Genomic DNA, 15069 nt, shown 5'->3' with positions numbered 1-15069 from the left:
GCGGTGATGGCTTCACACGGGGGCGTGTGCCGCCCGGTCCCGGAGGGTGTCGTGCGGAACGCCGAGCGCGGTCAGCCGCGCCCGGTGCCCGTCCAGCCGGGCCCGGAAGTCCGGCCAGTCGTCGATGGAGGTGGATCCCCACGCCCGCTCGGCGAGAGCGCACAGGCGGGGGTAGGTGAGGTACTCGATGTGCTCGGGCGTGGGCACGAACTCGGTCCACAGCTGCCCCTGGGTGCCCAGGACCTTCCCGGCGAGCAGGGGTTCGTCGGAAGGCGGCACCAGGTCCACGCCGTACACGGTTCGCAGGTCGACGGCGTGGCCCGGCTGGGCGAGGGGTTCCATGGGGCCGGGGTCACGTGCGTAGTCGAAGTAGGTGGAGCGATGGTCGGTGTGGATGACGTCGTGTCCCCGGCGAGCGGCCGCCCAGGCATGCCGCGGTGTGCGCCAGCTCATCACCGTGCAGGTCAGGGGCAGTGTGCTGCCGTCCTCGGCCCAGGCGACCGGGCGACGGCCGGCCTGTACGACATGGTCGGCCATCCGGGTGAGGAACCAGCCGTGCAGCTCCCGCGGGCCGGACAGCCCTTCCCGCGCGGCGCGGGCGATCGCCGCCGGGCTGGCCTCCCATTCCTGGGTGGGGACTTCGTCGCCTCCGATGTGGACGTACGGGGAGGGGAAGAGGTCCATCACCTCGTCCAGGACCGTCCGGAAGAAGTCCAGGACGTGGTCGCCGACGCCGAGCACGTTCGCGCAGACGCCCCAGTGGGTCCACACGTCGAGCGGCCGCTCGGGGTGGTTGCCCAGTTCGGGGTAGGCGGCGAGCGCGGACCGTACGTGTCCCGGCACGCCGACCTCCGGCACCACCGTCACGCCTCGCGCGGCCGCGTAGGCGACCAGTCCGGTGAGTTCGGCGCGGGTGTACGAGCCGCCGTGCGGACGGCCGTCGAAGCGCGTGCTGCCCGCGGGGCCGATCATCGACTGCGTCCGCCGGCTGCCGATCTCGGTGAGCCGGGGGTAGGCGGTCACCGGCATCCGCCAGCCCTGGTCGTCGGTGAGGTGCAACTGGAGCACGTTCAGCTTGTGCAGGGCGAGGAGGTCGACAAAGCGGCGCAGGTAGGACACCGGCTGGAAGTGGCGGGCGACGTCGAGCAGCATGCCGCGCCAGGGATGTGCGGGCACGTCCGTGATCTCCACCCCGGGCAGCTCGACGCCCTCCGACGGCGCCGACAGGGCTTCGTAGGGCAGGAGTTGACGGATCGTCTGGACGCCGCGCAGCAGCCCGGTCGGGTGCGCGGCGCGCAGCAGGACCTGGTGGGCGGAGACAGTCAGCCCGTACCCCTCCTCGGCCAACCCGGTGAGCGCGGGGTCGAGGGCGAGGACGAAGGTGCCGTCCTCGGCGTGCTCCGGGCACAGTCCGGTGGCGGGCCCGAGACAGCTGCGCAGGAGGTCGGCCGCCGCTTCGGTGCCGGGGGTGACGCGCAGCCGTGTGGTGTCGTCGAGCCGGAACCGGCCGGGGCGTGCGGACAGCGTGCTGGGGCGGGGAACGAGGGCGAGATCAGGGCGTGGGAGTACGGGGTGCGACAGGTCCACGGGGCTTGGTCTCCGGTGTTCAGTGATGGGCGGGGCTGGGGGCGGCCGGCTAGCCCTTGACTCCTCCGGCTGTCAGGCCCGAGGTCACATGGCGCTGCAGGGCGAGGAAGACGATCAGCGCGGGCAGTGCGAAGAGGGTGGAGGCGGCCATGGTGGCGCCCCAGTCCGTGCCGAAGGTGGTCTGGAAGGAGGAGAGCCAGACCGGCAGTGTGCGGCTGTCCTGCTGCTTGATGATGAGGAAGTTGGCGTAGGTGAACTCGTTCCAGGCGGTGATGAATCCGAAGAGCGAGGTGGCCATCAGTCCCGGGGCGAGCAGCGGGAACGCGATCCGGCGGAAGGCGCCCACCCGGGTGCAGCCGTCGACCTGCGCCGCCTCCTCCAGCTCGGGCGGGATGCCGGCGATGAAGCCGCGCAGGACGATCACCGTGAACGGCAGGGTGATCATGAAGTAGATCAGGGTGAGCGTCGGCAGCCGGTCGAGCATGTTGGTGTCGCGAGAGATGATGTAGATGGGGATGATCAGTGATTCCCACGGCGCCATCTGGGCGATGAACACCGCCAGCATGAACTGGCGGCGGCCGCGCCAGCGCAGCCGGGCCACGGCATAGGCGGCGCCGAGCGCGACGACCAGCGCGAGGAGGACGGCGCTGAGGGTGACCAGGATGCTGTTGCGCCAGAACAGGGCGAAGCTGTCGGCCTGGACCGCAGTGCGGAAGTGCTCGAAGGTCCACTCGCGAGGGATCAGGCGGGGTTCGTAGGACTGGATGTCGCGGGACGGCTTGAAGGCGGTGGCAACCATCCAGTACACGGGGAACAGGCAGAGGACCACGGTCAGCGTGGCTGCCGTGTTGAGCGGGAGCCTGCGAAGTCGGCGCCGCGGGGCGGCGGTCCTGCGGGTCGTGGTCACAGGTGCTCCCCTTCCTGGCGGAACAGTTGGCGGAAGTAGAGGACGAGGACCCCGCTCATGAGCAGGACGGTGACCATGGAGGCGGCCGATCCGAGGTCGTAGCGCTGGTTGGCGAGGGCGGTCTGCACGGCGTAGACCGGCAGGATCGTCGTGGCGTCGCCCGGTCCGCCCCGGGTCATCACCCAGATCTGGACGAACGCCTTGAAGGTCCAGATGACTTCGAGTGAGACCACGAGCATGAAGATCGGTCTCACCAGGGGGAACGTCACCGAGCGGAAGATCCGCAGTGCGCCGGCGCCGTCGAGGCGCGCGGATTCGTAGAGCTCCTGGGGCACGGTGGTCAGGGCCGAGTAGACGGTGATGGCGGCGAACGGCACCGACTGCCACACGATGAGGATGACGAGGATCGTGAACGCGGCGCTGCCGTTGGCGAACCAGGTGTAGCTCTCGAAGGAGGTGAAGCCGAGGTCGGTGAGGGTTTCGTTGACGATGCCGAACTGTGAGTGGAACAGCCACTGGAAGACGGTGGTGGCGGCCACGACCGGCACCGCCCACACCAGGACCAGTGAGCTGAGGACCACGGTCCTGCCGATGGCGCCCAGTCGTTCGATCATCAGGGCGACCAGCGTCGCGAGGATCATGATGGCGGCGACGTTGACGGCCATGAACAGGAACGTGCGGCGGACGACGTCCCAGAACCTCGGGTCGGTCAGCAGGGTCCGGTAGTTGCGCAGCCCCACGAACTCGGCGTCGCCTCTGATGAGTTCGCGCAGCCGGAAGTCCTGCAAGGAGATGAGCAGGGCCCGTCCGAAGGGATAGACCAGGAGGTAGAGCATGCCCAGGACGGCCGGTGCGGTCAGCAGGTAGGGGCCGAGAGGGCGTCTGTGGGACGGTTGGTGGGAGGACCTGGTGAGCATCAGTCAGGAACCGCTGTTGAGCGTGCTGGTGATGGACTGGGACGCCTCGGCGGCCTCGGACTTCGCGTCCTGGCCGGTGAGTACGGCGGTCATGTAGTCCTTGATGGGGTTCTTGGCCTCGACCGCGGCCCACTGGGGCGTGTTGGGCGTGGCGTGCCCCTGCGCGGCGCCGACCGCCATCGCCGCGGCACCGGGGTCGGAGGCGACGGCGGCGGCGAGGCTGGTCTTGTTCGGGACGTAGCTCATCGACAGGGCGAGCTTCTGCTGCCAGGCGTCACCGGTGAGTTCCTTGATGAAGGTGTACGCCTCGTCCTGGTGCGCGGCGACGGCGGGCACGACCAGGTCGGAGCCGCCGGTGAACACGGCGCCCGGGGTGTCGGCGCTCTTGCCGGGGATGGGGAAGAAGCCCAGCTTGCCCTTGAGTTCGGGGTTGCTCTGCGCGATGACGTTGGCCCCGCCGGGGGTGGCGATGACCTGGGCGATCTGCCCCTTGGCCACGACCTCGGCCTGCAACGGGCGGGATTCGTCGGAGTCCTTGGGGCCCTTGCCGAGCGCCTGGAGCCGTCGGTAGAACTCCATGGCCCGCAGCGCTTCGGGACTGTCCAGACCGCCCGCCCATTCGCTGCCCTGCTGGACGGCGAGGTCACCGCCCTCGTCCCAGATGAAGCCGGCGAGGGTGAACCAGTTCTGGCCGGGGAGGTAAATACCCTGCACGCCGCCCTTGTTGAGCTTCTCGGTGGCGGCGAGCCACTGGTCACGTGTCTTGATCTGCGCGGCGTCGATGCCCGCCTTCTCGAAGAGATCAGTGCGGTAGATGACGACGCGGTTGGCGGCGTAGTACGGGATGCCGTACTGCTTGCCCTCCCAGGCGCCAGGCTCAGCAAGGCCCTTGAGCCAGGTCTCGCCGCCGAGGTCGGCGACCTTGTCGGTGAAGTCGGTCAGTCCGCCGCTCTGGGCGTACTGGGCGACCTGGGTGTTGCCGACCTCGATGACGTCGGGGGCGTCGTTGCTGGCCAGGGCGGCGGTGACCTTCTCGCCGATGCCCTCCCACTCCTGGATCTGGATCTTGACGTCGATCTCCGGGTGCGCCTTCTCGAACCCGGCCTCGAACTCCTCCTGGAAGGCCGCGGAGACGCTGTCCCGCATCAGCCAGACGTCGAGGGCGGTCGGTCCGCCGTCGCTCTGGTCGCCGTCGGAGGAGGAACAGGCGACGAGTCCGGCGCTCAGCAGCATGACGCCGAGCAGAGCAAGGGGGCGGTGCTTCACGGTTCACCTCTGGGGAGCCTGAGAACGAATGGGAAACCCCGACCTGACCAATCGCCTGCCGGGTGTTTACCAGTTGGTGGCTGGTTGAAGGTGGCATAGACCAATAACACCGTCAACCCCCCTGGCCGAGATGGGTTTTGGTCGACGGACGGCCGGAAACCACTGGACAGCCCCGGACCTGCCCGGATGGCTGCAACCTGACCAGTAGGCCAGTTATAGTTGACCAGCGAACTCCCCGACGACGAACGAGAGCCCCGTATGGAGATCGACGCGGCAGCCTCCGGCGCGATGCTCAAACGTGAGCGGGTCCGTGACGCCATCCTCGAACTCATCGAGGCCCGGCGCCCCGGGGACGCCATCCCGTCCGAGCGCGCGCTCTGCTCCCAACTCGGCGTGTCACGCCCCACACTGCGGGCGGCGGTCGACGAGCTGGTCGTCGCGGGACTGCTGGTCCGTGAGCACGGCCGGGGCATGTTCGTGGCCGCGGAGAAGATCACCCAGGAGCTGGTCTCCGAGCGCAACGCCTTCAGCCTGCCGCAGGCCGGCGGGGTGTGGACCAGCAGACTGCTGGAGTTCAGCACCCTCGCGGCCGGCGCCCGCATCAGCCGCAAGCTCCGCGTCTCCCCCGCCGCCGAGATCCTCTACGTCGCCCGCCTCCGCCTCGTGGACGGCTCCCCCGTGGCCATCGAGCACCTGCACGTCCGGAAGGATCTCGCTCCCGACCTGACCAGTGACGAGCTCAAGCAGGGCGACCTGTACGAGCACCTGCGCGACCGGCACGGCGTCCAGGTCAGCGAAGCGGTGCAGTCGATAGAACCCACGGTCGTCACCCGCGCCGAAGCCGACCTGCTCCAGGTGCCGGAGCTGTCCCCGGCGCTGCTGTTCGAGCGGCTCACCACGGACACCCACGGCCGGGCGGTGGAGTACGTCCACTCCCTCTACCGGGGCGACCGCTACCGCATCGTCTCCCGCCTCACCCTCAGCGCCGACGACGTGCAGCCCACGGCGGAGGAAGGCCATCACCCGGGCATCCCCCCGGGCGACTTCACCAGCGGCGACCCGGTCACCTTCTCCACGCGAGGCGTGGTCCAGCAGAACACCTGAGGCGCGACGTCACCCGTACGCATGAAAGAAGCGCCGCCCGCCCAGGACTCGGCATGACGCACACAGCCGCGGGGATAACCCGTCAGCACATGCGAAGTGATCGACAAGAGGGAGCCTGGGCGTGAGTGATGTCGTCTTCGTCGCGGATTTCACATCCGATCGTCAGTGGGTCGCCGGCCGTTCCTGGGCCTATCCGGACGGAGGCCCCACCAACCCGAACGACAACAAGCTCGACCACCTCACCCAGGACCCCGCCTACTTCGACAACGGCACCTTCCGGGCCACACGCCGATCCGACGGGCTGTGGGACACCGGCCTCCTCACGACCGAGGAGAGCGCGGAGTCCTTCATGGTCCGAACCGGCGACCGGCTGGAAACCAGGGTGCGGCTGCCGGTCGGACTGGGTGCCTGGCCGGCGATCTGGACCTGGCGGGACGGCGGCAACGAGGTCGACGTCTTCGAGTACCACCCGGACAACCCAGACCTACTGGAACTCACCAACCACGTCCGCCACAGAAGCAGTTACGTCCGCGACAGCGCGGTCCGCCCCGGAGGCGAGATCACTCTGCACGTGACGTTCGGCAAACGCAGCGTGGTCTGGCTCCTCAACGGCAGAGAGATCTTCGCCGACGCACGCGGCGTCGGTCCGGACTGGCACGCCTTCCTCATCGTCAACCTGTCAGTCTGCGCGGGGCGTTACCACCCGAAGCCCGAGGAGGGCGTCGACGAGTTGTCCTACGGGGTGGAGAGCCTGATCGTGCGGCGCGGCTGAGGAGGGCACCGCGGAGTGCGGCCATGGTTGAGGTCGGTGCCGGAGTGGTCGGCGCAGGAGATACGGCCGAGAGTCCGACCTTGTAGTCGTCGCACTCCGCGAAGGACTAACTTATGACCGCTGAGCGGGGTTTGAGGAGGTCGCCGTGGGTGAGCAACGTCTGGGTCTGGTCCTGGTGCATGGGATCCGGTCATCGCCTGCCATGTGGGCACCCTTGAAGAAGCTCATTGCCGAAGACACCGCGTTGCGCCTCGTCCGCCCTCTGCCCTTCGGCTATTCGACAGGTCTGTGGCGGCTCAACCCCACGCGCACTTTCCCCACATTCAATGTGGCCGCCGACAGCCTCAAGGAGTACCTCGACACCGAAGGTGAGGCGTATACCCGACTCATGGTGGTCGCGCACAGCCAGGGTGGTCTGATCGTGCAGCGCTACCTGACCCGGATGCTCGCCGAGGGAAGAGGCCGCGATCTGGCCAGGATCCGGCGCGTCGTGCTGTTGGCCTGCCCCAACGACGGTTCGGAGATGGTGCTTTCGTTGCGGCGCAATGTGTTCGGGCTGCGCCATCCTCAGGAACGCCAACTGCGTCCCCTCAATGACGAGATCACATCCACGCGGCGCGCGCTGTTGCGCGACGTCGTGAACGCGTCCGAGGTCACCGACCGTACCTGTCCCATCCCCTTCTCCGTGTATGCCGGTGAGAGCGACAGGATCGTCTCCAGCACGTCCGCCCAGAGCGTCTTCCCCGACGCGGCGGCGCTGCCCGGCGACCACAAGACCATCGCCCGGCCCGACTCTCGGCAGCACCGCACGTACACCACCCTGCGGCGGCACATCCTGACAGCTGCCAGCCCTGACCCTCCCGGCCCCGTCGAACCGCCGCCGGACGCACTCCCGTCCGTTCCCGTCGACGCGTACCGCACCGACGCGCTGGCCCTGGGTGTGCACCCCGTCATCGAGTCCTCGGCGCAGGGCAAGGAGCTGCCGCCTCAGCCCCCTTACGTCACGCGTTCCCACGACGCCGTACTTCGCGTTGCCGTCGAGGAAGCGTCCGCCGGGCACAGTCGGCTGGCGGTCGTGGTGGGTGGGTCCTCCACGGGCAAGACCCGTTGCTGCTTCGAAGCCCTGCGCCTGCTGGACTCCGGATGGCGCCTGTGGCGTCCGCCCAGCGCGAAGGATCTCGTCGAGGCGCTCTCCTCCGTGTCCCTCCTGCCGAAGACCGTGCTCTGGCTCAACGAGACCCAGCGCTATCTGACGGCACTGCCTGATGACGTCGCGGCACGTGCGCTCCAGTCGCTGCTCGACGATCCCGCCCGCGGTCCAGTACTGGTTCTGGGCACGCTGTGGCCGGAGCGCCTGCGTGATCTTGCCGCCGATGAGAACAGCGCGGCCGCACAACTGCTGGAGGACCGGCAGATCTTCATCACGGACACCGGATTCCAGGGCGCGGCGAGAGCGGTGCTGGAAGAGGCCGCGGCCAGGGACCTCCGGCTCGCGGAAGCGCTCGCGGCCAGCCCCGATGAGGTGACGCAATACCTTGCCGGCAGCCGGGAGCTGCTCATGCGCTATCACAGCACCCCGGACGTCCAAGCGCTCGTCAACGCGGCCGTCGACGCCGCACGCCTGGGGTATGCCCAGGACGTCAGCGCGGGGTTCCTCGAACGCGCGGGAGGTGCTCTCCTTCCCGAGTCCTACCGACGGACCCGGGATGAAGCCTGGCGCTCCCACTGGTTCGTCGGGGCGCTTTCCGAGGCAGGCAAGCCCTGCCGAGGCGTGCCCGGCCCACTGACCACTCTCGGCTCGGCACCCGAGAAGCCCACCGAGGGCACGCAGGGCTATCGATTGGCCGACTACCTACGTCAGAAGGTCGGGGCCCAGCGCGTCCTGGACTGTCCGCCCGATGCCTGGTGGGAGGCGACCGTAGGGTCTCTGCCGTCACCCGCCGGTGTCCTCGCCCTGGCACGGGCGGCACATGCGCGCGCCCGCTACCGGGTCAGTACCGCCCTGGCCCGGCAGGCCCTGGACATGGACCCGTCCCTGCCCGGTCACACCCTCCTGGTCGAGACCCTCGCACAGGCCGGCCACGCAGAGGACGCCGCCTCCGTCGCCGAATCCGCCCTCGACCACGGTGAGGCCGGCCCGGCGCGGCGCCTGGCCGAACAGGCGCTGGAAGCCGGAGACACCACCTCCGCCCTGGAATGGCTGGAGCGGGCCACCCAACAAGTGGGGAGCGACGCCACCTGGACCGACTACAGCCAGACCCTGCTGAAGGCCGGGCGGATCGATGAGGCCCTTGCGGCCGGCGAGCGAGTCCCTGACTGGCATGTCCGGCATATCGGCTACGACTTGGCTGATGCCGGCTACCCGGAACGGGTGCTGCCAGTGGCCCGGAAACTGGCCGCGCGGGGACACCCCTCGCTCATGGCTTCCGAAGCACATCGGCTCAACGCGGCCGGACACCGCCAAGAGGCGGTCGCTGTCCTGGAAGAGGCGGGCGCCGCCGGCTCCTCGCTCGCCTATGAGGAGCTGACGTTCCTCTTCGAGGAGGCCGGCGATCCGCGCCGGGCCGAGGCATTCGGTCAGCGTGCGGCGAATGAGCACGGCTACGGCAAAGCCCTCAAGCGGCTGTCGAGCCGGCGTGAGCGCAACGGGGATCTGCGTGGTTCCGCGCAGGCGATGATCGCGCTGGGCGATTGTCCCGGCTGGGAGTGGTGGTACCTGGTTGCGGCCGAGGAATTCACCCAGGTCGAGGAGTTCGACCGGGCGCTGGACGCCGCTGAGAAGGCGGCTGCCGGAGGCCACCCGGTCGGCTGGGTGCTGGCCGCCGTGATCGCCAAAGCCAGGGATGATGAACGCGGGATGGAGGACGCGCTCGGCCGGGCGGAGCTGTCCGAGGACGCCGAAACCTGGCACGCTCTTGGGGACTTCCGCGCGGAACAGCGTGACTACGACAAGGCGGCCGAAGCGTATCGGCGGGCCGTCGAACTCGGGGACACCACGGCCTGGTCCGCGCTTGCGGCCATGTGGCACGACGCCGGGCGCACCGCCCTCCGGGACGCCGTCGTGGCCGAGGCGATCGCCGCGGGCCACATCCGACGACTGTCCCAACTGCCGGACCACTACGCCGATTCGGGCGACGACGCGGCGGCCGAGGCCCTGGTTCTGCGAGCTTCCGAACTCAACCAAGAAGGGCCAGGCATCTACCTCGCCCGCCGATGGCATGAGAACGGCCGCAGGGATGAGGCACTCAACCTCGCCCTGGCCCTGAGCCGCTTCGGACACACACAAGCCCTGGCTGAATGGGTCAAGGAACAGTGGGCCGAGAAGCGGACGGAGGACATCATCAAAGCCCTCACCGCCCAGGATGCCGCGAATGCTCTGCGCCGGCGGCCCGACAACACCGCCTACCTGCTGGCCTCCTACGCGGAACAGGGCTCCTTCGACTCCTTCCGGCACCACCTCTCAGCCGAGCACAACCCGGCTACCCTGCTGCACCTTGGGCGACTGTGCGAGGAACTGGACCTCGCTGAAGCGGCAACGGCCGCATTCGAGCGTGCCATCGAGCTGGGCGAAGGCAGAGCCCTGGTGGAGCTGGCCCGCCTCAGGCAGCACCAGGGCGACAGCGGCGCCGACCCATTGCTCCTGCGCGCGGTCGACGCAGGCGTTCCCAACGCTCTCGAATCCCTCATCGGGCACTACGAAGCAACACGCAGGCGTCACCTCGCTGGCCAAGTCCGGCGCTACGGCGTCTCCGACGGAGCGCCCGCGGCGCCTTGGTAGCGGAGGGCGGACCGTGCCCTGGGGCCTGGCGACAATCCGTCGAAGGCTGGCACCAACGCCTCTGGGGATGGGGACGGGCAGGTCATAGCCTCGGCTGCGTTCCCGGCACCGGCCGGGAGAGTCGCTGGTGGAGGAGCCCTTCATGCACGCCCAGATCGTCCTGTTCGACGGCTTCGATCCGCTCGACGTCATCGCTCCCTTCGAGGTTCTGCACGCCGGCGGAGCCGCCTGTGACGCGGTGAGCGTGGAACTCGTGTCCGCCGAGGGCCCCCGTGAGGTGGTCAGCGGCACCGGCGGACTCGCGCTGCGCGCCACCGCCGCCCTCGACCCCGCACGCGCGGGGCTGATCCTGGTCCCCGGCGCCTCCGGCCGGATCGGTGACCCCGGCGAGATACCCGACCACGACGCCGAGGCCGAGGCCGGGGGCCGGTCGCAGGACGACTCCATCCCCGTACTGCTGGGACGGGCGCTGACCACCGACCTGCCCGCGCTGCTCAAGGCAGCGATGGACGACCCCGACGTACTCGTCGCCACCGTGTGCGGCGGCTCGCTCATCCTGGCCATGGCCGGCCTCCTGGAAGGACGCCACGCCGTCACCCACCACCTCGGTCAGGACCTCCTCGACGCCACCGGCGCCCACGCCGTCAACGCCCGCGTCGTCGACGACGGGGATCTCGTCACCGCCGGCGGCGTCACCTCCGGACTCGACCTCGGGCTGTACCTCCTCGAACGCGAAGTGGGCCCGCAGATCGCCCACGCGGTCGAGAACCTCTTCGCCCACGAACGCCGCGGCACCGTCTGGCGCGCCCAAGGCCCCGTCCCCGCAGGCTTCTGAAACCCGCACCACTCAGTAAGGGAAGACCAGCATGAACGTGGAAGGCACGTGGGATCTCGTGATCGCCACTCCCCTCGGCAAGATCAAAGCGGTGGTCGAACTCCGGCAGGACAACGGCATCCTGGCCGGCACCGCACATGGAGCGGGCGAGGAAGTACCCCTCACCAACCTCACGGCCGACGGCAGTCGCCTCACCTGGAACCAGGCCATCGCCAAACCCCTGCGGCTGAACCTGGCCTTTGACACGACAGTCGACAAGGACACCCTCACCGGACACTCCCGAGCCGGACGCCTGCCCGCCTCGAAAGTCACCGGCCGACGCCGAACCGACCACCCCTGACCAGCCGCACCCTCCCCCAAGACGCCCTGGCCGACTGACGGCTCAGCGTCCTTCGAGCCCACCGCGAGCCAGGTTGCGGACCGTCGGATCCAGCAGAGTCGGTCCGAGTTCCGGAGGGATTCATGCCCCACGCGACCCAATCCGCAAGGTCGGCCGAGCGGCCCGACACCGATGTGGTGATTCTCGGATCCGGGCTCGCCGGAACCGCTCTGGCGGCGGTTCTGGCGCGTGGCGGCGCGAGCGTCCTCCTCATCGACGCCGACAGCCACCCCCGCTTCGCCATCGGGGAGTCGACAAGCCCGTACACGTCGATGCTGATGCGGCTCGTGGGCGAGCGCTACGACGTGCCGGAGTTCAAGGACCTCACCACGTTCGACAGCGTTCAGCGAAGTGTCGCCACGACCTCGGGCATCAAGAAGAACTTCGGTTTCCTGTACCACCGCGAGGGCGAGCGCCAGCGTCTGGAGGAATGCCACCAGTCGCTGATCCCCCGGACCGGCCACTTCGAGAACCACTACTTCCGCCAGGACATCGACGCCTGGATGCTCAACGTGGCCGTGAAGTACGGCGCCAGGATCCGCCAGCGGACGACGATCGTGGACATCGACTTCGACGCGCAGGGCGGCACGCTCACGGACGAACGCGGCACCACCTACCGCACCCGCTACGTCGTGGACACCAGCGGCATCGAGTCCCCGCTGGCGTCGAAACTCGGGCTGCGCGACGAAGCACCGGTCATGCGGCACCACGCACGTTCACTGTGCACGCACATGATGAACGTGACGGCGTATGACGACCTGTTGCCGCGGACCGCCCACGGCCACCCGACGAAGTGGAGCCAGGGCACCCTGCACCACCTCTTCGAGGGCGGCTGGATCTGGGTGATCCCGTTCAACAATCACCCCCGCACCACCAACCCACTGGTCAGTGTCGGGCTCAACCTCGACCCGCGGGTCCATCCCGACGTCGGCGGCACACCGGAGGAGGAGTTCCGCTCCTTCATCAGCCGCTTCCCGGACATCCGCGCCCAGTTCACGGACGCCGTCGCCATCCGTCCCTGGGTGCGCACGGACCGGCAGCAGTACTCCGCCTCGAAGACCGTCGGCGCCCGCTGGTGCCTCGCCTCCCACGCAGCCGGGTTCGTGGATCCGCTGTTCTCCCGCGCTCTCAGCGACTCGTTCGAGATCGTCAACGCCCTCGCATGGCGGCTGCTGGCGGCGCTGGAGGAGGACGACTTCTCGGTCGAGCGCTTCGCATATGTCGAGCAGCTCCAGCTGGGGCTGCTCAGGAACAACGACGACCTGGCCGCCGACGCCTACACGTCGTTCGCCGACTTCCGCCTGTGGGACAGCTGGCTGCGCGTCCACTCGCTCGGCCGGCTCCTCGCCACATTCGAGATCGGCCGCGCGTACGAGCGTGTCCGGCGCTCGCGCCAAGTCGCCGACCTGGCCCGGCTGGAAGGGCTGGCGCCCGATGGCGGGATACCCGACCACCCGCCGGTGCGGGAGCTGCTGGCCCACGTGAGCGAGCAGATGCGGTCCGTTCAGGAGGGCCGCCGGTCCGGCGACATCGCGGCCGACAACATCCTCACCGCCCTGGGCAAAGCGGACTTCGCACCTCCCGGCTTCGGCCTCACCGACGCTTCGAACCGCTGGTTCGACGCCGGCCCGCGCAAGACCGCCGACACCAGGCGGTGGGCGCGCAACAGTGCGCCCCCGGAGATCGGCCGTCTCGTGGCCGAGGGTCTCTCCCTCCTCAGCAACAAGCACCTGTAGCCGAACGATTCCAGCCTGGGCGAGCAGGCCGAGCACACCCTCGCCACCTGGCCAGTCGTGGACCGGCGCCTGCGCTCGCCGTCGGCGCCGGAGTCCTGACCGCCGTCTCATCCCCGAGGAGCAGACACACCATGAGCCCTCAGACCAAACGGTTCGACGTTGCCATCATCGGTGCCGGCATGGGCGGCTCCATGCTGGGTGCGGCGCTGGCCCGCAGCGGCCTCCAAGTGCTGCTCATCGACGCGGGCACGCATCCGCGGTTCGCCGTGGGCGAGGCCACGATCCCGTACACCAACGTCTCCCAGCGGATCATCGCCGCCCGCTACAACGTGCCCGAGCTGACGACCCTGTGCACCCTCAAGGACTGCGCCAGGACGATCGGCCCGACGTTCGGCACCAAGACCCACTTCGGCTTCCTCCGCCATGAGGAGGGCAAGCCGCAGAACCCGCGCGAGACCAACGAGTTCCACACCCCCGGGCTGCTGCACGAGGCACATCACCTCTACCGGCAGGACGTCGACGCCTGGGTCTTCCACCTGGCGGTCACCTGCGGCTGCACCCCGCTCCAGGACTTCCGGGTCGCGGACATCGACTTCGAGGACTCGGGCGTCACACTGCACGGCGAGCAGGGCGAGCAGTTCCGCGCCCGCTACGTCGTCGACGCCAGCGGCTACCGCTCGCCGATCGCGAAGAAGTTCGGCCTGCGCGACGAGATCCCGGTGTTCAAGCACCAGTCGCGGTCCATGTTCACCCACGTGCACGGCATCACCCACACCGACGATCTGTGGGACCGCAAGCCGGAGCACACACCGCCCGTGCCGTGGTACGAGGGCACCGTCCACCACACCTTCCACCGCGGGTGGGCCTGGGTGATCGGCTTCGACAACACGCCGCTGTCGCGCAACCCGTTGTGCTCCATCGGGCTCACCGTCGATCCGCGGGTCTACCCGAAGAACCCGCGGCACTCCGTCGAGGAGGACTTCGCCGACATCACCTCCCGTTTCCCCGACATCGAGCGGCAGTACGCCGGTGTCACCCCGGTCCGCGAGTGGGTCAGCGCGGACCGGCTCCAGTACTCCTCCAAGCGCACCGTGGGCGACCGCTGGGCGCTGTTGGGGCATGCCGCCGGCTTCATCGATCCGCTGTTCTCCTACGGTCTCGCCAACACCGGCGACGCGGTGAACCGGCTCGCCTGGCGCCTCATCAGGGCCTGCCAGGACGGTGACTTCTCCGCCGAACGCTTCTCCGACTACGACGAGTGGCAGCGCGCCCGCTTCCACTACAACGACGAGATCGTCAACGGCGGGTACACCGCGTTCGACCACTTCGAGTTCTGGAAGGCCGTCTTCCGCGTCTGGGTGTGGGGCAACAACTTCGGCACCTTCCGCGCCCGCGCGGGCCTGACGAAGTATCAGAAGGACGGCAGCGACCAGCACTTCAAGGACCTGGAGAAGGGCCAGTATCTCGGCTACGACTGGCCCGACCACGAAGGCTACAAGCACCTCTTCGACACGATGGTGGCTCAGGTGGACGCGCACCAGGCGGGCAAGATCACCGCGCACGAGGCGGCCGAGACGCTGTGGGAGGTCCTTGAGGGCGCGAACTTCATGCCCAAACCCTTTGGATTCCAGAAGCGGTCGGTGCATTTCATGAGCCCCAAGCCGCCCGTCATCGCCAGGACGGCGGTCTGGCTCACCAGGCACGGCGACCCGACCGTACGCAAGATGCTCCTGAAGAGCGGCGGCCAGGCACTGCGGCTTCGCTTCACCGGCCGGAAGATCTTCTGAA

11 protein-coding genes are annotated in these 15069 nt (G+C 68.9%); 7 read left to right on the top strand and 4 right to left on the bottom strand.

Annotation, left to right across the window (positions count from 1 at the left end):
- Window positions 1-12: 12 nt before the first annotated feature.
- The 4 genes from STRCI_RS39385 to STRCI_RS39370 are packed head-to-tail and all read right to left on the bottom strand — an operon-like array spanning window position 13 to window position 4677.
- Window positions 13-1587, bottom strand: coding sequence for a beta-N-acetylhexosaminidase (locus STRCI_RS39385; RefSeq protein WP_269663804.1), 1575 nt, complete (start codon window positions 1585-1587; stop codon window positions 13-15).
- A 49-nt stretch (window positions 1588-1636) separates the two neighbouring features.
- Window positions 1637-2494, bottom strand: a complete 858-nt coding sequence (locus STRCI_RS39380; protein ID WP_269663803.1) for a carbohydrate ABC transporter permease — start codon at window positions 2492-2494, stop codon at window positions 1637-1639.
- Window positions 2491-3411 carry a carbohydrate ABC transporter permease gene (locus STRCI_RS39375; protein WP_269663802.1) on the bottom strand — a complete coding sequence of 307 codons (921 nt, stop codon included), beginning with the start codon at window positions 3409-3411 and terminating at the stop codon, window positions 2491-2493. Before STRCI_RS39375 ends, STRCI_RS39380 begins: the two co-directional genes overlap by 4 nt.
- A 3-nt stretch (window positions 3412-3414) precedes the next feature.
- On the bottom strand, window positions 3415-4677 hold the full coding sequence (locus STRCI_RS39370; RefSeq protein ID WP_269663801.1) for an extracellular solute-binding protein: 1263 nt from the start codon (window positions 4675-4677) through the stop codon (window positions 3415-3417).
- 258 nt (window positions 4678-4935) lie between these two features.
- On the opposite strand from STRCI_RS39370, the gene STRCI_RS39365 reads away from it, so the two are divergent.
- The 7 genes from STRCI_RS39365 to STRCI_RS39335 all read left to right on the top strand — a co-directional run bounded on the left by STRCI_RS39365 (window position 4936) and on the right by STRCI_RS39335 (window position 15068).
- The gene (locus STRCI_RS39365; RefSeq protein WP_269664764.1) at window positions 4936-5781 is read left to right on the top strand and encodes a GntR family transcriptional regulator; all 846 of its coding nucleotides are present in this window, start codon (window positions 4936-4938) and stop codon (window positions 5779-5781) included.
- A 121-nt stretch (window positions 5782-5902) separates the two neighbouring features.
- Window positions 5903-6553 carry a LamG domain-containing protein gene (locus tag STRCI_RS39360; RefSeq protein WP_269663800.1) on the top strand — a complete coding sequence of 217 codons (651 nt, stop codon included), beginning with the start codon at window positions 5903-5905 and terminating at the stop codon, window positions 6551-6553.
- A gap of 145 nt (window positions 6554-6698) precedes the next feature.
- Window positions 6699-10331 (top strand): hypothetical protein, encoded by a 3633-nt coding sequence (locus STRCI_RS39355; protein WP_269663799.1) that lies wholly within the window; start codon window positions 6699-6701, stop codon window positions 10329-10331.
- A gap of 142 nt (window positions 10332-10473) precedes the next feature.
- Window positions 10474-11166, top strand: a complete 693-nt coding sequence (locus STRCI_RS39350; RefSeq protein WP_269663798.1) for a DJ-1/PfpI family protein — start codon at window positions 10474-10476, stop codon at window positions 11164-11166.
- A gap of 31 nt (window positions 11167-11197) precedes the next feature.
- Entirely contained in the window at window positions 11198-11506 is a 309-nt protein-coding gene (locus STRCI_RS39345) for a hypothetical protein (protein ID WP_269663797.1), read from the top strand.
- Between the two features lie 122 nt (window positions 11507-11628).
- A complete protein-coding gene (locus STRCI_RS39340; RefSeq protein WP_269663796.1) occupies window positions 11629-13281 on the top strand; it encodes an NAD(P)/FAD-dependent oxidoreductase in 1653 nt (550 codons plus the stop codon).
- A 131-nt stretch (window positions 13282-13412) separates the two neighbouring features.
- On the top strand, window positions 13413-15068 hold the full coding sequence (locus STRCI_RS39335; RefSeq protein WP_269663795.1) for an NAD(P)/FAD-dependent oxidoreductase: 1656 nt from the start codon (window positions 13413-13415) through the stop codon (window positions 15066-15068).
- Window position 15069 lies beyond the last annotated feature (1 nt).

Source organism: Streptomyces cinnabarinus (genome assembly GCF_027270315.1).
Taxonomy (GTDB): Bacteria; Actinomycetota; Actinomycetes; order Streptomycetales; family Streptomycetaceae; genus Streptomyces; species Streptomyces cinnabarinus.
This window is presented reverse-complemented; position numbering and strand designations above follow the sequence as displayed.